At 47.0% G+C, this 21,804-nt stretch carries 16 protein-coding genes and 1 tRNA gene; 7 read left to right on the top strand and 10 right to left on the bottom strand.

Translation table 11 applies throughout. The annotated features are described in order from the left end of the window. Positions 1–6: 6 nt before the first annotated feature. The 4 genes from pgm to serS all read right to left on the bottom strand — a co-directional run bounded on the left by pgm (position 7) and on the right by serS (position 4,866). Positions 7–1,683: a phosphoglucomutase (alpha-D-glucose-1,6-bisphosphate-dependent) gene (gene pgm, locus G464_RS0103440; protein WP_022856744.1), complete on the bottom strand. Its 1,677-nt coding sequence runs from the start codon at positions 1,681–1,683 to the stop codon at positions 7–9. Positions 1,684–1,761: 78 nt separating this feature from the next. Continuing rightward, positions 1,762–2,898: a diacylglycerol/lipid kinase family protein gene (locus tag G464_RS0103435; RefSeq protein ID WP_026472580.1), complete on the bottom strand. Its 1,137-nt coding sequence runs from the start codon at positions 2,896–2,898 to the stop codon at positions 1,762–1,764. A 438-nt stretch (positions 2,899–3,336) separates the two neighbouring features. Further along, a tRNA-Ser gene (locus G464_RS0103430) sits at positions 3,337–3,422 on the bottom strand. A 157-nt stretch (positions 3,423–3,579) separates the two neighbouring features. Next, entirely contained in the window at positions 3,580–4,866 is a 1,287-nt protein-coding gene (gene serS, locus G464_RS0103425; protein WP_022856743.1) for a serine--tRNA ligase, read from the bottom strand. Between the two features lie 248 nt (positions 4,867–5,114). On the opposite strand from serS, the gene G464_RS0103420 reads away from it, so the two are divergent. Continuing rightward, entirely contained in the window at positions 5,115–6,164 is a 1,050-nt protein-coding gene (locus tag G464_RS0103420; RefSeq protein ID WP_021617716.1) for a zinc-dependent alcohol dehydrogenase family protein, read from the top strand. 68 nt (positions 6,165–6,232) lie between these two features. Here the strand turns inward: G464_RS0103420 and G464_RS08730 are convergent, their stop codons facing one another. Further along, the gene (locus tag G464_RS08730) at positions 6,233–8,146 is read right to left on the bottom strand and encodes a DHA2 family efflux MFS transporter permease subunit (protein WP_022856742.1); all 1,914 of its coding nucleotides are present in this window, start codon (positions 8,144–8,146) and stop codon (positions 6,233–6,235) included. A gap of 495 nt (positions 8,147–8,641) precedes the next feature. Between G464_RS08730 and G464_RS0103410 the strand changes: the two genes are divergently transcribed. The 3 genes from G464_RS0103410 to G464_RS08720 are packed head-to-tail and all read left to right on the top strand — an operon-like array spanning position 8,642 to position 12,339. Beyond that, complete coding sequence (locus tag G464_RS0103410; RefSeq protein WP_022856741.1) at positions 8,642–9,820, top strand: acetyl-CoA C-acetyltransferase; 1,179 nt, start codon at positions 8,642–8,644, stop codon at positions 9,818–9,820. A gap of 38 nt (positions 9,821–9,858) precedes the next feature. After that, positions 9,859–11,136 (top strand): hydroxymethylglutaryl-CoA reductase, degradative, encoded by a 1,278-nt coding sequence (locus tag G464_RS08725; protein ID WP_022856740.1) that lies wholly within the window; start codon positions 9,859–9,861, stop codon positions 11,134–11,136. Between the two features lie 9 nt (positions 11,137–11,145). Further along, the gene (locus G464_RS08720; RefSeq protein WP_022856739.1) at positions 11,146–12,339 is read left to right on the top strand and encodes a hydroxymethylglutaryl-CoA synthase; all 1,194 of its coding nucleotides are present in this window, start codon (positions 11,146–11,148) and stop codon (positions 12,337–12,339) included. Here G464_RS08720 and G464_RS0103395 read toward each other — a convergent pair. Beyond that, positions 12,290–12,955: a LuxR C-terminal-related transcriptional regulator gene (locus G464_RS0103395; RefSeq protein WP_022856738.1), complete on the bottom strand. Its 666-nt coding sequence runs from the start codon at positions 12,953–12,955 to the stop codon at positions 12,290–12,292. The two genes, G464_RS08720 and G464_RS0103395, sit on opposite strands and share 50 nt — an antisense overlap. After that, positions 12,952–14,292: an ATP-binding protein gene (locus tag G464_RS08715; RefSeq protein WP_022856737.1), complete on the bottom strand. Its 1,341-nt coding sequence runs from the start codon at positions 14,290–14,292 to the stop codon at positions 12,952–12,954. The genes G464_RS0103395 and G464_RS08715 overlap by 4 nt, the downstream gene beginning before the upstream one ends. Before the next feature lie 153 nt (positions 14,293–14,445). Between G464_RS08715 and G464_RS0103385 the strand changes: the two genes are divergently transcribed. Further along, positions 14,446–16,017 carry a PspC domain-containing protein gene (locus G464_RS0103385; protein ID WP_022856736.1) on the top strand — a complete coding sequence of 524 codons (1,572 nt, stop codon included), beginning with the start codon at positions 14,446–14,448 and terminating at the stop codon, positions 16,015–16,017. Between the two features lie 4 nt (positions 16,018–16,021). Further along, a complete protein-coding gene (locus G464_RS0103380) occupies positions 16,022–16,585 on the top strand; it encodes a hypothetical protein (RefSeq protein ID WP_022856735.1) in 564 nt (187 codons plus the stop codon). Positions 16,586–17,563: 978 nt separating this feature from the next. Here G464_RS0103380 and gdhA read toward each other — a convergent pair. Beyond that, complete coding sequence (gene gdhA / locus G464_RS0103375; RefSeq protein ID WP_022856734.1) at positions 17,564–18,913, bottom strand: NADP-specific glutamate dehydrogenase; 1,350 nt, start codon at positions 18,911–18,913, stop codon at positions 17,564–17,566. A 152-nt stretch (positions 18,914–19,065) separates the two neighbouring features. Next, complete coding sequence (locus tag G464_RS0103370; RefSeq protein WP_022856733.1) at positions 19,066–19,683, bottom strand: DUF4125 family protein; 618 nt, start codon at positions 19,681–19,683, stop codon at positions 19,066–19,068. Positions 19,684–19,751: 68 nt separating this feature from the next. Here G464_RS0103370 and G464_RS0103365 point away from each other — a divergent pair, with 68 nt between their 5' ends. Continuing rightward, positions 19,752–19,967, top strand: a complete 216-nt coding sequence (locus G464_RS0103365; RefSeq protein ID WP_021617728.1) for a hypothetical protein — start codon at positions 19,752–19,754, stop codon at positions 19,965–19,967. On the opposite strand, the gene G464_RS0103360 is transcribed toward G464_RS0103365, so the two are convergent. Next, a complete protein-coding gene (locus tag G464_RS0103360; protein WP_244264113.1) occupies positions 19,968–21,770 on the bottom strand; it encodes a DUF4037 domain-containing protein in 1,803 nt (600 codons plus the stop codon). Positions 21,771–21,804 lie beyond the last annotated feature (34 nt).

Genomic DNA, 21,804 nt, shown 5'->3' with positions numbered 1-21,804 from the left:
CGTTGTTTAGTCTGCTAATGCGCCGTTTACTACTGCGGTTGCTTCAGAAACAACCTTCTCCAAGTGTTCAGGAGAAGTGAAGGACTCAGCATATACCTTGTAGATATTTTCTGTTCCAGAAGGACGAGCAGCAAACCAAGCGTTATCAGTTGTTACCTTCAAACCGCCGATAGCAGCGCCATTTCCTGGAGCAGTAGTCATCTTAGCCGTAATTTCTTCGCCTGCCATAGTTGTAGCAGATACGGAATCAGCAGTCAGGCTTGCAAACTTCTGTTTTTCTTCCAAGGTTGTTGGAGTATCAACGCGGGTGTACCAGCTTTCGCCAAAACGGTTTACCTGAGCTTCATGAAGCTGTGCAGGAGTCTTGCCGGTTTTCGCAGTAATTTCTGCAGCGAGGAGGTCTGGAATTAAACCGTCCTTATCGGTGGTCCATACGCGACCATCCATGCGCAAGAAGCTCATACCAGAGGATTCTTCGCCGCCGAAGCCAACTTCTCCGCTAAACAGAGGGTCTACGAACCACTTAAAGCCTACAGGAACTTCCACGAGCTTCGCGTTAATGGACTCCACTACACGGTCGATAAGGCTGGAGGACACCAAAGTCTTACCCACGCCTGCAGTTGCTGGCCAACCCGGACGGTTGCCGCCGAACAAGTATTCCACGCACACGGCAATATAGTGATTAGGATTCATAACGCCGGTTCCTGGGCACACAATACCGTGACGGTCGGCATCCGGATCGGTGCCGCCCACCAAATCGTACTTATCCCACGCGCCCGCGTTCAAGCGGTCGAGCAAGCCCTTCATAGCGTAAGGTGAGCTTGGATCCATGCGAATCTTTCCGTCATGATCAAGCGTCATAAACGACCAGCGAGGGTCTACGTCTGGATTAATCACGCCAATATTTGTGCCGTATATTTCGTTAATCAGCGGCCAATAATTTACCGAAGCGCCGCCGAGCGGATCGATACCCAAGCGCACGCCCGAGGACTTAATCGCCTCAAAATCAATAACGTTCTTTAAATCCTCAACGTAGTGAGCGCGGAAATCAAAACGCTCAATGAGATCGGACTTAATCGCCTGCTCAAACGGGACGCGCTTAACGCTCTTCCAATCAGTGAGCAGTTCGTTCGCGCGGTCCGCAATAGCTGTGGTAATCTCAGCCGAAGCAGGGCCGCCGGTGGTTGGATCGTACTTAAAACCCCCATCAGTTGGAGGGTTGTGAGACGGCGTAACCACGATACCGTCGGCAATATCGGTGCCGCTAAAGCGCTGTGTACCGTCGGCCGCGCGGTTATGCGTAAGAATCGCCTGCGAAACCGTTGGGGTAGGGGTGTAGTCGTCGCGCGAATCGACGCGCACACGCACGCCGTTAGCGATGAGTACCTCGATAGACGTTTTCCACGCTGGGAGGCTCAACGCGTGCGTATCGCGACCAATATAGAGAGGTCCAGTAATGTTTGCGCTCTTACGGTACTCGGCGATTGCCTGCGAAATTGCTACGATATGAGCTTCGTTAAACGTGCGCTTCAGAGCAGAACCGCGGTGTCCGGACGTACCGAAAATCACACGTTCTGAGGCAACAGATGGATCTGGAACCTCATCGTAATATGCTCCAATAAGAGCATCAACATCGATTAAATCTTCTTGTGTGGCAAGCATGCCTGCATTTTTAGCTACCATGCCTCTATTGTGCCACAAGAGGTACTCATAAGCCTATGATTTACAAGGCTATGGCGATTAAATGCACATGTATCTTGTTTATTTTTGCACAGGCGGCAGGCTTCCCGTTACTTCTGCTGATGAGCCTAGTTGAGGAGCACGCACAAGTAACGCTTTACGATCTACAGTAAAGAGGAAATGATTTGACTGACTTAAGATATCGCCGTCTACTTCAGCTAAAACAGGTTTATTGAGAATGACTTCCGCGCTAATACCTTGATATTGACGTACTGTTGCGTGTGTAGCAAAAGGAGATTGCTTAGAACTGCGCGTTACTGTTTTGTGGATAACATCCCACAGCAAGCTCATCCAGCCGAGGATGCCCGATCGCGTATCAATCGTTTCGATGTCTAAAATGCCATCATCAAACTGAGCGTCAGGCATAAGAGTAAAACCAGGAATATTGCCACAGTTTCCCGCCATAATCGTGCGGAACTGCACGTTATCAACCGTGTGCTGAGCACCCGAAGCCGTACGGATTAAAATCGTTCCGCGGCTTTTCTTACCAAATAAATGCTTAAAAGCAGCAACAAAATACGCGAACCAACTAATATTTGCTTTGAGTTCAGGGTTGGTGTCGTTAATCATATTCGCATCGAAACCTGCGCCGGCAATAACCAAGAAACCATGCTCATGTTCAGGTTCAGCAGAATCAAGTAGGCTCATACGTCCCATATCTACGCGACGGCTGCCATGCGATGTTGCTACAGACAGAGCGACCTCAATATTGTCTACAGGAATGCCCATATTGCGTGCAAAAAGATTGCCTGTGCCAATAGGAATAATACCAAAAGCGTGAGTGGAGTAAGCCATAGCGCTTGCTACAGTGCGCACGGTTCCATCGCCGCCCACAGCAATAACTACATCTGCACCCATACTCAGTGCTTCTTCTGCGCACGCGCGACCGTCTTTATCGAGTTGAGTGTCTATGAACAGAGGATTTTCGATGCCATGAATGGAGCAATAATCCTTAATATACAAGCGGGTTCGTTCAGCTTCGGGTTTGGATGGATTAATAATAAAAGCGTAAGTAATGTGATCGTCGCTTAGGCGCTCGACGGTCTGCGCTAACTCTTGCTGTCTGCGTTCTTTACGAATGCTGGCAATAATACCCAACACAATAAGAACAGCTAATACGATGATTGCTGCTACGGTAGCAAATGTTCCCCAACTCATAGTCATAATCTTATTCATATCAGGAAAAATATGTTGTGTGGCGTTTTTCTCAGAATTACACAACTGTTTCATAAAGTTGGGGTTGTTGGGGGTGGTGTGTGGCGAGGGGAGTTCATCGTGCGTGCTTGTTCGCATCCCTACAGCACTATCAGCCAACCAACCGAAGAGCCGACAATAAGAACACTCCCACACCACCACATTCTAAAGAACTGGCAATCGTGCTGGTTTGTTGTGACTGGAATAGGCTGATACTGCAGTGATATCCGTATTACGGGCTATAGGCGAAAATTTCACTTAACTGATTAATACACCTGATATGCCAGTTTTGATGCGGAAAAATGGCATCAAAACTGGCATATCGGTTGCGCGTATCGACTTCGCTTATGAAGTAAAAACAAAATGTGTCAAAACACCGGAACAATGTCTTGACACATGACATGGCGGACAGTGAGGGATTTGAACCCCCGGTACTTTCGTACGCTTGTTTTCAAGACAAGTGCCTTCGACCGCTCGGCCAACTGTCCGAAGTGACGCAGGAGGCTCGTACGTCCATTCCCGAATCACAGCAACTCAATGTACTATAGGCGCATTTGCTTCAGAATGCAAATTGAGGTTTGACTATGCGTCTCATAAATGCACAGTCAAACCTCAAAAATGAGATTAAATATAGAAAACGGTGGGTTATGCTTCCCAACTGGTTGGCTCAATTACTTCCTTGCCGCCCATATATGGGCGCATAGCAGTTGGCACGTTAATAGAACCGTCAGCGTTCTGATGATTCTCTAAAATAGCCACCAGCCAACGTGTTGTAGCCAAAGTTCCGTTCAGTGTAGCCACTGGGCGAGTGCCGCCTTCATCCACGCGCTCTCGAATATTGAGTCGTCGAGCCTGATATTCCGTACAATTCGACGTGGAAGTAAGCTCACGATAGCGCCCCTGTGTTGGCACCCAAGCTTCGCAATCAAACTTGCGGGCAGCGGAGGATCCCAAATCGCCAGCAGCAGTGTCAATAATGCGGTAAGGTACTTCCACCTTTCCAAGCATTTCCTGTTCCATAGCCAGCAATCGCTTATGCTCAGCTTGAGAATCTTCCTGCTTCACATATGTGAACATTTCCACTTTATTGAATTGGTGTACGCGAATAATGCCCATCGTATCCTTGCCGGCAGAGCCAGCTTCGCGACGGTAGCAGCTCGACCAACCTGCATAGCGCAAAGGTCCATTTGACAAGTCAATAATCTCATCAGCGTGCATACCCGCCAAAGCAACCTCAGATGTACCTACCAAATAGGAATCGTCAGGTTCGCGCAAACGATAAATTTCATCGGCGTGCGCATTCAAAAAGCCTGTGCCTGCCATAATCTCTGGGCGCACCAAGGTTGGAGTAGTGGTCATAATGAAGCCGTTATTCTCAGCCTGATCCACTGCCATAGTCAGCATAGCTAACTCCATGCGGGCAATAGCTCCGCGCAGGAAGTAGAAGCGAGAGCCGGACACCTTAGCGCCGCGCGTCATATCAATGCCGGCAACGCCCACGCCCAAATCAAGGTGGTTCTTTGGTTCAAAACCTTCAGCGCTAAAATCACGCGGTGTGCCAATCTCTTGCACAACAACGTAATCATCTTCGCCACCAGCAGGAGCATCATCTTCCACAACGTTGGAGAACTTCCACATTAAGTCTGTATACGTTGCGGTAGCCTTATCTGCGGCATCCTTGAACTGAGCTACCTGAGCAGCTAATTCCTTAGTCTGGGCAATTAAAGCTGCTTTCTCCTCGTTTGGAGCGCTAGCAACTTTCTTGCCCATAGCTTTCTGCTGGGCACGAGCGTCTTCAAAAGCCTTCAAACTATCGCGACGTTCCTGGTCAGCGCGCAAAGTTTCGTCAACCAGCTCCACAGATTCGCCGCGCTTACGCTGAGATTCCTTAACAATGTCAGCGTGTTCGCGAATAAATTGAATATCAAGCATGCTTCAAAATTAGCCGTCAATCTTGACATTGCTCAGGTTTTGCTGCCCACCGATATTGCGATTACCCACTATTGCCCCAACCGCTCTCACTATTATGATTTCCCACTATTACGATTCCCCCACTCCCGCTTTGTTCAAATAAACAATGCGTCCAGTGCGTTTCGACTTCTATAGAACAAAAATCGAGTTACAATAATGAAAGTGCACGCGGTGGGCGTGCATGTGATAGGTAGCAAAGGAGCAACCTCATGAAAGCAGCAACTTACGTATCCGCTGGCGTTCTCGAATTAACTGAGAAAGAAAAGCCACATGTAGTCAAGCCAACAGACGCAGTTGTTCGCATGGTTAAGAGCACGATTTGTGGCACTGATTTACATATTTTGGGCGGAGACGTTCCAGCTTGTAAGCCAGGCACAACATTGGGGCACGAAGCAATTGGTATTGTGGAAGAAGTTGGCGATGCTGTGAGTAATTTCAAGGTGGGAGACAAGGTTATTGTGTCTTGCGTAACAGCGTGCAACACCTGCTACTACTGCAAGCACCAGTTGCCAAGCCACTGCGAAGATGGCGGTTGGATTTTAGGTCATTTGATTGAAGGTACTCAGGCTGAATATATTCATATTCCTCATGCTGACGGTAGCTTGTATCACGCACCTGAATCTGTTGACGATGAAGCTTTGGTTATGCTTTCCGATATTTTGCCAACATCCTACGAAATTGGCGTTCTGCCTTCGCATGTAAAGCCAGGCGATACCGTCTGCATCGTGGGTGCAGGTCCGATTGGTTTGGCAGCACTGCTGACTGTTCAGTTCTTCTCGCCGAGCCGCATTATTATGGTTGATTTATCTGAGTCTCGTTTGGAAGCTTCTAAGGGCTTCGGAGCTACGGACACTATTGTGTCTACAACAACCGAAGAAGTGCGCGATAAGGTTTTGGAGCTTACAGACGGTCGCGGCGTAGATATTGTTTTCGAGTGTGTAGGATATCCTGCAACTTTCGATATTTGCCAGAACGTTGTGGCTGTTGGTGGACATATTGCTAACGTAGGCGTTCATGGAAAGCCAGTTGATTTTAACCTGCAAGATCTGTGGATTAAGAATATTACTTTGAATACTGGTTTAGTGAACGCTAATACAACAGATATGCTTCTTGAAGTTTTGAAGAGCGGCAAGATTGATGCCACTAAGTTGATTACGCATCACTTTAAGCTTTCCGAGATTGATGAAGCCTATAAGGTATTTAAGAACGCTGAAGAAAACCATACCTTGAAGGTGATTATTGAGAACGATTTGAGCTAAAGGGGATAAAAAGGGAAAAGTCTCGCCACTGCTTGCGCGGTGACGGGACTTTTTATTTTCCGTTGTTTTTAGAAGTGCTCAACGACGTAGCTTAAAACATCAGAACGGTTTAAGATGCCAACCATGCGATTACCGTGAGCCGAATCCACAACTGGAACTTTTTTGAGATGTTGCGATACCATAACCTCGCAAATATGAGCCATGGAATCATTTACATCGACAGAAATTACCTTGTTATGAGCGAATTCAGACACAGGACGAGTCATGTTTTCGCGCACGCGGTCAGTAAAGTTTGCCGCATTATTTTCCATCACTGCATTGTAGAAGGTAGTAAATTCTGGCACTTGATCGGCAATCAAACACAAAATATCTCCATCAGACACAAAACCAATCACGCTACCTTGAGCATTCACAACAGGAGCGCCCGAAATGCCGTGCTGCGTAAGCGTGCGAATAGCATCCATAGCCGTATCAGTTTCCGCAATAGTGTAAACATTTGTTTTCATCAAAGAGTGAATTAAAGGCGTGGCATGAGAATCCTCGCTGTCTGCAGTGCTGTTCTGTGTTTCTTTATGAGCAGAACGAATGAAGAAAGCGCCTGCTAAGCCGCATACTGTCAGTGCTAATGCCATAAGTAATCCCCAGCGCGTACCCTCGCTAAAGCGAGCAGCAGAGTCATTGCCGGTATACGCAGCCTGACCAGACATAAGCAAAGACGTGGCAATCGCAGTAAAAATAGCTCCCACAACCTGCTGTAAAGTGTTCATAATTGTAGAACCGTCAGGGTTGAGCTCGCGAGGTAAAGCGCTTAAAGCATAGGTTTGCATAGGAGTCATTGCCAAAGGAATGCCAATCATAATAAGAATATGATCCACAATAATCAGCGCAACGCTTGGATGAGCTGTTAAGGTCTGGGAAATAAGTAGCAGAATGCCCACCGTGCTCAGCGCAAAACCAATAACTGCTGGCATGCGCGCGCCAATCTTATTGTAAAAACGACCCGAGAAAGTGCCCACAATAGCGTTAATTGCGCCACCAGGAAGCATAACTACGCCTGCTAAAGATACAGCTAAAGCAGCAGAATTTTGGAAGAACTGAGGTAACAGGAACATCGTGACCAGCATGATGCCAAAGTTAATCATGACCAAAACAGCGCCCAAAGCAAAATCGCGGTAGCCAAAAGCGTGCAAATTCAATACTGAAGATTTTGCTGTTAGCTGGCGCTGCACGTACCATGCCAAAGCAAGAACGCCAATAATCAGAGCGCACAAAACAGTAAGAGAACCCCATCCGAACTCGCTTGCCATACCAGCGCCAAGCACAATACCGCCAAAGCCAAGCACAGACAAAACAATAGATACAATGTCAACCGATGGTTTGGTGAGCTCATAAACATTAACCAAGAATCGAGCAGCGCACACAAAGCCAATAAGCGCAATCAGTACGATTGACCAGAATACAAAGCGCCAACCAAGACTTCCAGCAATAATACCGGCGAGTGCAGGTCCAATAACTGGAGCAATCATAATAACCAAAGTGGTCATGCCCATAGCTGCGCCAAGCTTATGAGGAGGGAAAATTTCGAGGAGGAGGGAGAAAGTCATAGGCAGAGCAAGGCCTAAGCCAATGCCCTGAATAGCACGTCCTGCCAAAACAATTGCGAAAGTTGGAGCAACTGCACTAATAATTGCACCCACAGCAAACGCGCCTAAAGAAGCGAAAGTGAGGGTTTTGACGCGGAAGTGTTTCAATAAAATCGACGAAAATGGCAAAACTAAGCCAATAATAAGCATGTATCCCACCACGAGCCACTGGGTGAGAGCCGTCGAAACATGAAAATCAGCGCCGACAGAAGGCAAGATCACATTCATTGCTGTTTCGCTATACATGCCAGCAAAAGCAGCGGCATACAGCGATGACATCACAAGATATGGATGCTTGATATTCGACCGGGAATGAGTTGACTGCTGTGTTGCGGACACAGAATTCTCCTTTATTTTTAACTCCTCTAATGAGGTCAACCTTTCTAAGGTAGGTAATTCTGTCAAGTATCGTAAGAGAAATTTGCAGAATTTTCACAAAAGATGCATATTGTGTTGATTGTTGTGGGGATGCTCATCGGACTCTTGGGACTGAGCGGGTATTTTTGGGGAGGGCGGGTGAATGTGTTTACTTTATGAGTGAAGTCGATACGCGCAACCGATATGCCACTTTTGAAGCCGTTTTTTCGCAGCAAAACTGGTATAACAGATGTATGAATCGGTTAAGCAGAACGCGAGAGAGCAAGAGATCTTCGGATTTAACAGGGCGTGTAAGTTGAACGCGCGTGGACATTGCTAGTGCTGGACATTAACAGCCCTCACCCCAGCCATCACCTTCCAACTCCGCCCCAACACCCCGCAATTTGTGGAAGATGTGCACAAATTTGTGTGTCTTATATAAGAAATCTCTTTTATCTCCCTAGAATAATCTTCGTTATGGTAGATGTAGTTATTGTTAGTGCAGCGCGCACGCCCATTGGCAAGTTCTCCGGAGCATTAGCTTCTTTAAACTCGGTAGAACTCGGCACTATTGCTGCACGAGCTGCGATTGAACGCGCTGGGTTAAGTCCTAACAGCGTGGATCAAGCTATTTTTGGAAACGTGCTACAGGCGAATTCGGGTCAGAATGTAGCGCGTCAAATTGCTTTGAAATCTGGCATGACCACTCATTCCACGGCTATGACCATTAATGAAGTATGCGGTTCTGGTCTTAAAGCTGTGCGCGTAGGTCAAGCAGCTTTAGTTATGGGAGATGCCGATATTGTGCTTGTGGGCGGAACAGAATCCATGAGTAACGCTCCTCATTATTTGCCAAAACTGCGTGATGGCTTCCGCTACGGAAATACGGAAATGGTTGACGCTATTTTCCGCGATGGTCTTTCGGATGCTTTTACTGGGGAAGCGATGGGCGTTACAGCAGAGAATGTTGCTGAACGTTTTAATATTACGCGCGAACAGCAAGACGCTTTTGCTTTAACATCGCATGAGAAAGCCGTGAAAGCTTGGAATAGTGGTGCTTTTGACGCAGAAGTTGTGCCTGTTACAGTGCATACCCGACGTGGAGATATTGTTATTGATCGCGATGAAAGTCCGCGAAGCGATACCTCCTTAGAAAAACTTGCACATCTTCCTAGCGTTTTCTTGGATGATGGTAGCGTAACTGCTGGCAATGCGAGCGGTATTAATGACGGCGCTTGCGCTTTGATTTTGATGAGAAAAGATGACGCTTTAGCTCGCGGCATTGAGTATTTAGCAGAAATTCGCGGATATTGCGAGGGCGGTATTGACCCTGATTTTATGGGATACGCTCCTAAGCATGTGATTGAAAAGCTGATGAAGTCCACCTCCTCTCAGCTCAATGAGATGGACTTAGTAGAAGTGAATGAAGCTTTTGCCGCTCAATCTTTGGCTGTGGCACAACAATTGCAGCTCGATAGCTCCAAGTTAAATGTGAACGGTGGTGCGATTGCTTTAGGACATCCGCTGGGATGCTCGGGAGCGCGTATTTTAACCACTTTGATTTATGCTCTGCGTGCGCGTAAGAAGCATAAAGGCGTGGCTGCTTTGTGCGTAGGTGGCGGCATTGGTGTTGCTATGCAAGTGGATGTAGCTTAAGTATTAGCTACGTCAGCATGAGAGTGCAAGGAGAAGCGATGGGTAGCTCTCGAAAATTTTATGATTTAACTGCTCGAGAGCGCCTAGAGGTTCTCGAAGCTGCTGGAGAAATAAGCGTTGACGATGCTGCCGAACTCAGGCGTGTGAACGAAGCTGGCGTTTTACCTGTGGATGTAGCCGCACATTTGATTGAAAATCAAGTCTCGCAATATGCTCTGCCATTTTCCGTGATACGCGGATTAGTGGTGAATGGTAAATCATACACAGTTCCTATGGTGGTAGAAGAAGCCTCGGTTGTGGCTGCTGCCTCACATGGAGCGCATATGGCAGCTCGCTGCGGTTCAATTAACGCACAGTCTGAACCACACCGCGTTATTGGTGAGATTGTTTTCGAAGCTAGCAATGTCAGCGTAGAAAAAGCACAGAGCATTCTTGTTTCACGTGGAACGCAGATTCAGGATATTGCGCGTACTGCGTTACCAAGTATGCATGCGCGCGGTGGCGGTTTGGAAAGTATAGAAGTTGACTCAGTAGGTAGCTTCACCCGTTTTATACTCACGGTTAATCCGTGCGATGCTATGGGAGCTAATGCAGTGAACACTATTGCTGAAGCCTTAAAAAATGCGCTATCGCAGTGGTTAGGAGCTTCAGCACTGGTGGCTATTTTAACGAATAGCGGTCAGGCAAGCGTTACAACAGCTGAAGTAGAGCTGAGCCCTGAGTCTGTGGCTGTGCGAGGTAGTGACCCAGAACAGTTAATACAGCGCATAGCGCGTCTTTCCGATTTAGCAGCAGTCGATCTGCAGCGCGCAGTCACGCATAATAAAGGAATTATGAATGGGATTTCCGCGGCTGTTGTGGCTTCTGGAAATGATTGGCGGGCTGTAGAATCTAGTGCTCATGCCTATGCTGCTAAGAACGGCACGTATAAACCGCTATCGACGTGGCAGGTTAACGAAAAGGGGAATCTGTGCGGGCGCATAGAAATACCTTTGCAAGTGGGTATTGTGGGTGGAGCGGCTAGCTCGTTGCCTGTGGCGAAAATTGCGCGACGAGTCTGCGGTTGCACGACGGTTGATGAGTTTAAGAACGTGCTGGCGGCACTGGGTCTCGTACAGAATTTGTCGGCGCTGCGCGCTCTGGCAGGACCGGGAATTCAAGCTGGTCATATGAATTTACAGATGAACGCGCTCGCTATTGCTGTGGGTGCTCGCGGCGAAGAAATCAATAAAGTTGTGGAGCAGTTGCGCGCTTTGCCTTCGCATAAGCGCACATCCGCCACCGCTGAATATCTCGTTAAAGCTCTGCGCGCATAAGGAGAAGATATGTCTATTGGTATTGACCGCATTAGTTTGTATACGCCGTCTTACTATCTCGATGTGCGTGAATTAGCCGTGGCGCGCGGCGTTGATCCCAATAAATTTACGATTGGTATTGGTCAAGATAAGCAAGCAGTTATTCCGTCAAGTCAGGATATTGTGACGATGGGAGCGAATGCTGCTATCCGTCTGCGTGGCGATATTGACGATAGCCGTTTGGGTTTGGTTATTGTAGGCACTGAGTCGGGTGTAGACGCCTCGAAAGCATCAGCGCTCTATATTCATGAGCTACTGAATCTGCCGCATTCTGTGCGATGCATGGAAATAAAAGAGGCATGCTTTGGTGGTACTGCAGCCTTGCTCGTAGCACGAGATTATATTGCGGCTCATCCGGGTAAACAAGCTCTGATTATTGCTGCCGATATTGCACGCTATGGATTAGCCAGCGGTGGAGAAGTGACTCAAGGTGGCGGAGCAGTTGCCATATTGGTGTCCGAAAATCCGCGGATTGCCGAAATTGAGGAGCATACCAGCGTCTACTCGGGCAGTATCCAAGATTTTTGGCGTCCAGTGTATACAGATGAAGCGCAGGCTCGAGGAAAATACTCAACCGAGCAATATCTCGAATTCTTTGAGCATGTCTGGTTAGATTATGCTCACACTATGCACGCGAAACCGCAGGATTTCGCGGCTTTCCTCTTCCATCTGCCATACACAAAAATGGGTGCGAAGGCTTTGCGCAAACTGGAGGAGCTCACTGAACCAGTCACACATCTTGAGCAGCGTTTTGAGCAGAGCATCCAGTACTCGCGCGCTATCGGTAATGTATATACAGGCTCTTTGTACGTCGGACTTATCAGTCTTCTCGAGCTCGATAACAGTTTGAAAGCAGGCGACAGGTTAGCGCTGTTCTCTTATGGTTCGGGTGCAGTAGCAGAGCTCTTTACCGCGCGTTTAGTAGAAGGCTATGAAAAGGCTTTGTATTATCATGCTGATTTACTCAATCAGCGCACGCAAGTAAGCGTGAACGAATATGAAAGTATTTTTAAGGATGTCGTACCATACGCTCCACAAGATTACAGCACGAACCCGCGGTATTATTGCGGTGATTTTGTGCTCACAGGTGTGGTGGGTATGGAACGACAGTATGCTACACGATCTTGCGCTGAGCAGCCCATCGCGTCAGCTGCGTGCGATTAGACAGCTGGAGCTTATGCAGGACTTTTGACATATGACTTTCTACAGTTTTAATAGAAATAAAGAGTTCTGCAGCAACCTCTTTATACGTATAACCGCGTGCAATCAGGCGCATAACTTCCTGTTCGCGATCGCTTAGTGAGTTGAGCTCTTCGTCCTGAACATTCGAGCTTTCGTTGCTAGTAGCAGGAGCAGGGCCGCTTTGAAAGGCTTGCAACACAAAGCCTGCTAACTGAGGTGAGAAAACTGCGTATCCTTCTGAAACCTGCTGGATAGAAGACACTAAATCTTCAGGGCCAATTGCTTTGGTGACGTAACCTCGAGCGCCCGCGCGAATAACAGCTCCCACATCTTCTGCTGAATCTGATACTGATAAAGCAAGAAAAATACTCTGCGGTGATTGTGCTTTGGAGCGGGTAAGAATTTCTGCTCCACCGCCGCCGTTACCGCCGGGTACGTGCACATCGAGAAGAACAACATCTGGCTGAGTATCTGCAATCATGGCGATGGATCCTTCTACATCGCCTGCTTGCCCTACAACATCTACAGCATTACTGATGGCAGCAATAACACCTGCTCTAAACATTTCGTGATCGTCCACGACTGCTACTCGAATCATTTCTTCTCCTCTAATGGAAGGGTCATGCGCACTTCTGTGCCCCATTGTGGGCGAGATACTATCTCTACTGTACCGCCTGCGCGTTCCATGCGTCCCTGAATGGAGTGGCGAATGCCCATACGGTCTTGCGGAATATCGCCAAGATTAAAACCGTCTCCATGGTCGCGAACAAATACGCTAATATCATGCGATCCACATTCAACATACAGTGAAATAGCAGGCTTGCCGTGTAAACACGCATTGGTGAGCGCTTGACGGGTTGCATCGATCAAAGCGGAAATTCTCTCGTTCGGTTCGCAATCTCCCACAGTAATAACGTCAATAGGAACTCCATGAGTATCTTCTATCTGAGCAGAAATAAGTTTCATGCTACTCGCAACAGAATCAGAAGCATTTTCGCGGTCTTCATACAGCCAACGGCGCAGTTCTCTCTCCTGTGTGCGCGCTAATTGAGACACATAATCAGCATTATGCGCGTTTTGACGGATTAAGTTAAGGGTTTGCAAAACGGAATCATGAAGATGCGCTGCCATATCTGCACGCTCTTCTTCGCGCTGTTTTTGAGCAGATTCCTGCAGCAAGTTTTGATGATACTGCGCCAAAAGAGGAGCGGTGGTAATAGCAACGCTAAAAATACCAATCAAAAAGATTCCATAGACGTGCAGATAGTCGTTTTTCTTAAAGAAGATAGTACACAGAGCAAAAACTGCGGCGACAAAAACGAGCAGAATACCAACAATCACAGCAATATTCATTTTATGAAAACGCTCTGAATACAGCCATGCAACGAGTGCGCACAAAGCTCCCACAGAAATTTCAATAGCAAGCATGGGAGATAGTAAGTGGTGGTCGATAGCCCAGTTGAAACCGAGATAAATAACAAAAATACCTGCAAGAATACTGGCTAAAATATTCCATGCTAAACCGCTGTGAGATTGCTGATTGTTTTGCTCAGGGGCTGAGTACTGTGCAGGCATATATTGCGTGGCAACGTACTCGTATTGATTCGGTGGGGCAGAGACAAGATAGCTTGCGTTATTACCTTTAGATAGAGCTGATTGTGATGGCGCGAGCATGTTGACGTGCATAGTCGCAAGATTTTGCGCAGGCACAGCAATCCATAAAAACAGATACGCCGCAATTCCCAGGCCGAAAATAAATGATGTGGTAACGAATATCAAACGAATAATCCATGTTTTCACGCCTAAATGCATAGCTAAACCTTGGCAAACGCCAGCAAATACGCGCTGCTGATACGGGCGTACAAGCGGATACCGTGCTGGTGCTAATGGTTGAGCAATATGCTGTTCGTTAGGAGGAAGTGGGTAATCTGTCATACCCCTATTATGCATGGAGTAGGGGCTGTGAGGGAGAGAAAATGCACAAAATCGGGGAGGAATGAGGGGTGTCCCTGATATCAGGGAGCGCGAAAACTTGCCATACTTAAATCATCAACTCGAGAGAACTTTTTACTTGTAAAGGAGAGACCGATGAAAACAAATGATTTCTTTAATTGGATTCGCCGCTCTCAGATTGTGCGCAGCGATCAGCGTTGGCTGGGGGGCGTGTGCTCCGGTTTAGCTAATCGTTTGGGCTGGGATGTCGCTCTTGTGCGCGTGCTGATGGTAGTTCTTGTGCTGATGGGTGCAGGTTTATTTGTGTATCCGTTGGCATGGATTCTTTTGCCAAATATGAGTGGGGAAATTCTCGCGGAGGATTTATTAAAAGGCCACGGAGGCGGTGAAGCTGTGGGCGTGCTGATTTTCTTGATTTTCGGCGCTTTGACAACCACCATCACCTTCTGGGGACTCATTACCGTAGGCTTGTTCTTCGCGCTGATTGGATACGCGGTTAACCAAGCGGAAAATCCTCAAAACTGGCAGCAGCAAGCTGCTCCAGGAGCGCCGCAAGCTGCGCCATATTTTGCGGCGGGCAATGCCATGCCTAACGCTGCTGCTGGTGCTGCAGGTGCTGGGCAGGCTCCCATAAATAACGCATATATGGCTGCTCCTCCTCTCTATACAACTCCTGCAGCAGCTCCTATACAACATGTGGAACAAGAACGCATTATTCACACCCGTAAAAGTGGTGGAGCATTCTTACGTTTCCTTATGTGGGGTGTGATCTTCCTCTCCGGTGGACTCGCCTATATTGCTGGCATCCTTATGAATATTGCTCATGATGATTACTTAGCGTGGGGACGCCTCTTCCTGATGTGGGCTGCAGGTGTAACGATTTTTATCTGCCTGATTACTTTAGTTTTGGCTCTTCGTGGTCGTAAAACTGCTGGATATGCATGGCTGGGAGCATGTGGCGTAATCTTCTGCATGATGTGTGGAGCGGTATTTGGTTTCCAGGGTCGTTACGTCCATTATGCCAACAGCGATTCAGGTCGTATGTATACGTACGCTAATCGATACAATGTGCGAGATGGGCAAATAATCAAGCTAACGAAAAATCTGGTTACATCTTTGAATAAGGGTACATTGTTCACCTCAACCAGTAAATTCCATACGCCTCATGCCACCCTTGACATGACCAATTGGAAAGAAGTTATGGGCGAACATACATGGACTAAATCTGACGGTTCTCAAGTGCAATCGAGCTGCCCAACCGGTGATTTCAACATTGCTGTAAACGGCGTGAAACTCACTATTCTTGTGCCTCGTGACTGCTCGTATAGTCGAGAAATTTATGGAGACATTGTTGGCGGCTATCACCTCAACAACGAGTGGTATGACCGTATCTACGAGGAAGTCAACCATAAGTATGCAACCAGATTCCGTAACCTTTTGAGCGATAAGAAAAAGGAGCTGCAAGATAGCAATGGGCTTGATGATGAGGCGAGCGAATATAACGATTTCGATTTCCTCACTGATAACGATGACTCTGATTGGTATAACCAGTGGGAAGAAATCTCTGATTACTCTGATTTTGCTTCATCTGCGTCTACTCTCGGCGATGAGTATGAGCGTGAATTAGACAATCGCCTACAACACGACATCGAAATGCATATTGATGCGTTCAGTCTTTTCGGCTCCATCAATATAAAGAAGGGATAATGCCATGAATAACTACAATCCATATAATCCGGCACAAAACCCAGCTTTTCAAAATTCTGCGTACTCGCAGCAAACTCCGATGAATGCTCAGAATGCACAGAATGCTCAGCAACCTCAGCAGCCTCCGTATGTGCAGCAGCCGCCTATGTATGCGACGCCTATGAGACCACGAGTACAAGTGCATTTCAAAAATAAGTATGAGTACATTACGACTCCTAATATTTTTGTAGCGTTCCTAGCAATTCTGGGTATTGTTCTTACGGTATTCGCTGCACTGCAAATGTTTATCTTCCCAGATACGTTGCTCCCTGTTTTCAATCTCAACATTAGCTTGTCTACGCTAGTGAGCATAGCTTTCCTCGTACTTACGGGTATTGGATTTATTGCAGCGGGTATAAGCGTGGCTTTGCGAAAGTCTCAGAAAGATGATACCGAGAATAGGGACTGGGGGAGCTCCTCGTCGGCGAAGGTGGAAGCTGGAGAGAACGATGCTACTACGGAATTCTCTCAGACCACTCAGGAAGCCGATACGGTAACTCTTGATGAGTTTTCGGTATCAGAGAAGTAGAGCAAGATAGATAGGCTTTCAAGTCTTATTAGGCTTGGGTAACTCATTTTGGGTATAACACAGATATTGTGTTATACCCAAAACTTTTTGCATAGTTTTAGTCGCTGAGAGAGCTGTTATGGAAACAGCATGAGTAAAACAACTACTCCTGTGTTTACAACTTCCAAGACCAACTTTGAGGTAAAAAGAGGGCGTCAGGGTTTTTGTGTATGCGGTTTTGTTGAATCTGGCTCGCGGGCATGGTTTTTCAGCAAACCATACCTGTGTGTGGCACGTGATAAGCGTGGTTCCTCTGTGGGGTATGCGATTTTGTATGCTCCCAGACATGACGTGTTGAACGCGACCTTACTGGGAACAGTGTGTTGCCATGCAGCACTCTTAAATAAGAGCAATACCATGTATGGCTGTGTGTGCTGCATGAGAAAGATGAAAGGTTATGGTGTGCACAGCATAACGGCTAACCTAGCGAACCACTTACATGATGAACTAAGATAGCCAAGTCAAGCACAACCTCATTGCGACCAGCCTCAAGACCCTAAATAGAACTCGTCATAGGGCAACCTACCGCTTACACAAAATTCCTGATACCCTCCAACTTTGAAGAGTAAAAGAACTTTCGCTTGACTACGTGTTTTCGGTTTATTGCTTTATCGTTCATAGCTATCGGTAGTGCTACGTGTTACAGTTTTTTGACCTCTCGAATCAGGAGTGGTAAAAGCTTTACCACTCATCGCTAATGAATAGCTACGAAAGATACAACACAAAAGGGCGTCGCACGATCGCATGAGACTCAATCAACATGAGACATAAAAACCTCCAATAATATGTCCGTGCTCCCAATTGTTATGTTATTTCACATAACAATTTCGGAAAATCCCTCACCTCCGGATCGCCCCAACAACAACGAAAAGCGTCTGTGTAACACAACCTACACAGACGCTTCCTTGATGTCTTGCTACGGACAGTGGTAATCAGGTTTTAGTAAGCGCCCTGAGCCACCATAGAATCAGCAACCTTAATGAAACCAGCGATGTTTGCACCAGCCATCAAGTCGCCCTTCTTGCCATACTTTTCAGCAGCTTCGAGAGAGCTTGCAACGATGTCCTTCATAATATCGTGCAGCTTTTCGTCAGTCTCTTCGAAGGTCCAAGACAAACGGTAGGAGTTCTGGCTCATTTCGAGACCAGATACCGCTACACCACCAGCGTTTGCAGCCTTTGCAGGACCGTAGAGTACGCCATTTGCCTGGTATACAGCAATTGCTTCTGGAGTGGAAGGCATGTTAGCACCTTCGCAAACCACGGTGCAACCGTTCTTTACGAGGGTCTTTGCAGACTCTTCGTCAATTTCGTTCTGAGTTGCGCAAGGCAAAGCGATGTCGCATGGAACAGTCCATACGCCAGTGAAGCCTTCGTGGTATTCGGAACCTGGAACGCGATCTGCGTATTCCTTAATGCGACCGCGGTGACCGAGCTTAATATCCTTCACAACGTCAAGCTGAATGCCGTTTGGATCGTAGATGTAACCATTGGAATCAGAAGCAGTTACAACCCTTGCACCCAAAGCCTGAGCCTTTTCAGTAGCGAAAATAGCTACGTTACCGGAACCGGAGATTGCAACGGTCTTGCCTTCGAAGGAATCGCCACGCAACTTATCCAAAGCTTCAGCAGTGTAGTAGCACAAACCATAACCGGTTGCTTCGGTACGAGCCAAAGAGCCGCCCCATTCCAAGCCCTTACCAGTCAAAACACCAGTAAATTCATCACGAATGCGCTTGTACTGACCGAAGAGATAGCCAATTTCGCGAGCGCCTACGTTAATATCGCCTGCAGGAACATCGGTGAACTGACCGATGTGGCGCTGCAATTCAGTCATGAATGCCTGGCAGAAACGCATAACTTCAGCATCTGACTTGCCCTTAGGGTCGAAGTCTGAACCGCCCTTACCGCCACCCATTGGCAAAGTGGTCAGGGAGTTCTTCAAAATCTGTTCGAAACCGAGGAACTTAACAACTGACTCGGTTACAGTTGGGTGGAAGCGCAAGCCACCCTTGTATGGTCCAATAGCGCTGTTGAACTGAATACGGTATCCGCGGTTCACCTGAACCTTGCCTTCATCGTCAACCCAGCATACGCGGAACTTTACTGCGCGCTCTGGCTCAATAAAGCGTTCGAGAATGCCATTAGCTTCGTACTGTGGATTAGCTTCTACAACTGGTCCGAGAGTTTCGAAAACCTCGCGAACAGCCTGCAAGAATTCTGGCTGATCTCCGTCACGCTTCTCTGCTTGAGCATAAACACGCTGTAAGTATTCATTAGTAATTGCCATGATTAGTCCTCGTTTTCATCTGTTATATGGTGAAGAGTTTCTCGTGAAAACTGTAAGTACTAGAATATGCAGGGGCATGGCGAGAGCGACTAAGAAAATGTTACGAGTATGAAAACGCGCTAATTTTCAGGCTTTTCGCGCCATCAAAGTGTTCACATCGTGAGATACTGTTGCGCAGCATCTAGATTTTCGTAGCCGCTGAGCTTGACTGTCCACGTTATTATTTCGTGTGTAAGATTACGGTTTTCGCGTGCTAAAGTTTCGATAAATTGACTGTAGAGCAGCACTGTTTCGTTAGAGTATGTGCTTAGCTCGCCGCGCAAATATGTTTCGAAACTTGTTGCATCGTCTGTATCTTGGTTTGTGGTTAAAACCCGCATATTATCGCCCAAAGTTAGGTATTGCGCATGAAAATCGCGCGCCCACTGAAGTTGCTGATCAATAATTTTTTCTTGTATCTCTATGCGCTCATCTGACAGCTGCAGGAGATACGGTTCGAGCTCTTTATGAAAATATTCAGATTGAGTAGATGCCATCATCCACGCATATTTTTCCATCAGCAAGTTACGTCCTGATGCTAAGTCTCGTTCATAACTTCGTAACAGTTCAACCGTCCATGTGAGAAATTGGCTTAATCGCATCACGTGAAAAGTAGGCCAATTACCCTGACAATTCGCGCGACCACCCTCATTATTGACCTGTTGAAACTGATGCCATTCTGTGCGCACAATGCTTTCGGCAAGATCAGGCACAGATATCTGTTCGCTCATACCGCTCCTTTGCTGTTTAATAGTAGTACTACATTGAGTGAAACACTGTTTGGTGGAAGAAGGCTCTGATGAGCACTTGGTTTTCAGGATTAAAAGTATGGCAACAAACATGTGTATATGCTGTTGTTTTACTCATTATTAATACTCTTATAAAACTCCTTTTTGAAGGATGGGCCTCACTTTTTACTTTCGTTGGCATTATCCAAATCCTTGGTGGCGTTGCTATATCAACATTTTTCATGTGGTTAGTCTTTAGATTGCAACATCCGCATAGCGAAGAATAACTACATGCTGTGCAGTAGTGTACTATCGGAAGAAATCAACTCTTCAACATATGGGCGATGCCATTCCAAAAAGTCCTCTGTGCTTGAACTCAAACCGTCAGTATTGAGCTGCTCAACAATACGAGAACATATAAAGTCCATGCGTTCTTGAGTTTTCTCATCCAAAGCTTGCGCGGCAATTAACTCCAAAGGCTCACAGATATCTGCTAATTGAATGGCCATGCCGCGGCTCAACTTACGCAGAGCTGCCATGCGCCACTTATAGTAAGGTGCATAACCAACCGTCAGAGGATTATTGAGTAAGAAAATCAAAGATGATACAGCCATCACAAATTCGTGCGCACTTAACGCGGCCGCTGCTTCGTCTCCGCGCTGAAGCATGCGTGAATAATTATATTGACCGGCTTGAGCAATCATGCCTAAACGTTGAGAAATCAAATACAAGCGCACATCCTCAGGCATATTTTTAAAAGCTTGACGACGGCTAGAAAAAGCTCCACATGGGTCAGCAAAAATCTCGCCATTAGTAGCAGCAGCTAAAGTAGCCTCATCTAAGCTCAGCCAGAGGTGTTCCTCACCAGAGCGCTCAGGTGCGCTCGCCATACCAGTTATAGATTCAAAGAAACTATCAATACTCATCACTCCGTCACGACCGCCGCCACGAGGGGACTGCACAGAACGCTTAAAGCCCATGAAATCAGAAGGTAATGCTTCATATCTTTCTTGAAGTTGCTGGCCATACTGTTCATAATCTTCGGCTGTTAACCATATGCATAAACGCGGGCCGAAATCATGGTCGCTCGAAATCGCATCATCAAAGCCATAACATTCCGAACCATGCCCAATCAAACCCACAGCAGATCGCGCTCGCAGTGGAGCTAAATCTCCAGAAAAGAGCTCATCGGCATAAGCTTTCCAATACTGGCGAGATAGTTTTAATCCGGCAATATGCTGTGGCGTTGGCTGGGCAGCATCAACGCCTAACGCTTCACGTACTATGCGTAAATTCTCGGCAGTATCTGTGTAGTAACCGCTCGAAGTGCCATAAAACTGAGCAATTAAAGGTACTGCTTGCTCATAATAGTGCACAGACTCCTGCAAGCGTCCGTATGCAAACAAAACGTAAGCATAACCAGCTAAAACAGAGGTAAAATGCGCGGACTGTTGTAGAGCACTATTACGTTCATAAACGCTGAGCGCTTGCTTGGTATGTTCTAATGCTTGGCTGAGCATACCCGTTTTTACTTCTAACATGCCCAAATTTGTTAAACTTGTGGCCACATCAGGGTCATTCTCAAGGTCTTTACTTGACAGCTGCGTAAGATCTAAAGCGCGGGTGAGATGCTCGATAGCTTCAGTATATTCGCCAGTTTCGCTGCACAGAATAGAAAAATTATTGTATAAAGCGGCTTTTTGGCGGTCAGTATTGCTCAGCGTTGTTTCGGCTTCGCGAGCAGCCATCTCATAATATCTGCGCGCTTGCTCGAAATCTCCTGCTTGACGGTAGGCTGTGGCTACATTAATAAGAATAATCGTGCTTTGCGCGCTGTCTGCCAAACCAAGTTCTTGACGCAATTGCAATGCGCGGGTGCAGAGCAGACGAGAATGATCATGGCGCGCATGAGAGCGGTCAAAGCCTAAAAATTCGCTGATAACACTAAGCTCAGCACTGCTATCGTTGAGCTGACAAGCGCGGTCAAGCGCCTGCTCTAAATACGGTAAAGCATCAATGCTTGCGCGATGCTGTTCAAAAATCTGGTCAAGACCGGCATAAAACTTTTCTACATTGAAATGCTCGCTCATAGAAACCATTGTAAGTCTTTTGCAGGCTTGTGTG

Source organism: Alloscardovia omnicolens DSM 21503, assembly GCF_000420505.1.
GTDB lineage: Bacteria > Actinomycetota > Actinomycetes > Actinomycetales > Bifidobacteriaceae > Alloscardovia > Alloscardovia omnicolens.
The sequence above is the reverse complement of the archived record's forward strand: the minus strand, read 5'-3'. Positions and strand labels throughout refer to the sequence as shown.

Coding starts and splice junctions, on each gene's coding strand:
- serS (WP_022856743.1), bottom strand. CDS start 4,866: ATGCTTGATATTCAATTTATTCGCGAACACGCTGACATTGTTAAGGAA.
- G464_RS08715 (WP_022856737.1), bottom strand. CDS start 14,292: ATGACAGATTACCCACTTCCTCCTAACGAACAGCATATTGCTCAACCA.
- pgm (WP_022856744.1), bottom strand. CDS start 1,683: ATGGTAGCTAAAAATGCAGGCATGCTTGCCACACAAGAAGATTTAATC.
- G464_RS0103420 (WP_021617716.1), top strand. CDS start 5,115: ATGAAAGCAGCAACTTACGTATCCGCTGGCGTTCTCGAATTAACTGAG.
- G464_RS0103370 (WP_022856733.1), bottom strand. CDS start 19,683: ATGAGCGAACAGATATCTGTGCCTGATCTTGCCGAAAGCATTGTGCGC.
- G464_RS0103410 (WP_022856741.1), top strand. CDS start 8,642: ATGGTAGATGTAGTTATTGTTAGTGCAGCGCGCACGCCCATTGGCAAG.
- G464_RS08725 (WP_022856740.1), top strand. CDS start 9,859: ATGGGTAGCTCTCGAAAATTTTATGATTTAACTGCTCGAGAGCGCCTA.
- G464_RS0103380 (WP_022856735.1), top strand. CDS start 16,022: ATGAATAACTACAATCCATATAATCCGGCACAAAACCCAGCTTTTCAA.
- G464_RS0103395 (WP_022856738.1), bottom strand. CDS start 12,955: ATGATTCGAGTAGCAGTCGTGGACGATCACGAAATGTTTAGAGCAGGT.
- G464_RS0103365 (WP_021617728.1), top strand. CDS start 19,752: ATGAGCACTTGGTTTTCAGGATTAAAAGTATGGCAACAAACATGTGTA.
- G464_RS0103435 (WP_026472580.1), bottom strand. CDS start 2,898: ATGAGTTGGGGAACATTTGCTACCGTAGCAGCAATCATCGTATTAGCT.
- G464_RS0103385 (WP_022856736.1), top strand. CDS start 14,446: ATGAAAACAAATGATTTCTTTAATTGGATTCGCCGCTCTCAGATTGTG.
- G464_RS0103360 (WP_244264113.1), bottom strand. CDS start 21,770: ATGAGCGAGCATTTCAATGTAGAAAAGTTTTATGCCGGTCTTGACCAG.
- gdhA (WP_022856734.1), bottom strand. CDS start 18,913: ATGGCAATTACTAATGAATACTTACAGCGTGTTTATGCTCAAGCAGAG.
- G464_RS08720 (WP_022856739.1), top strand. CDS start 11,146: ATGTCTATTGGTATTGACCGCATTAGTTTGTATACGCCGTCTTACTAT.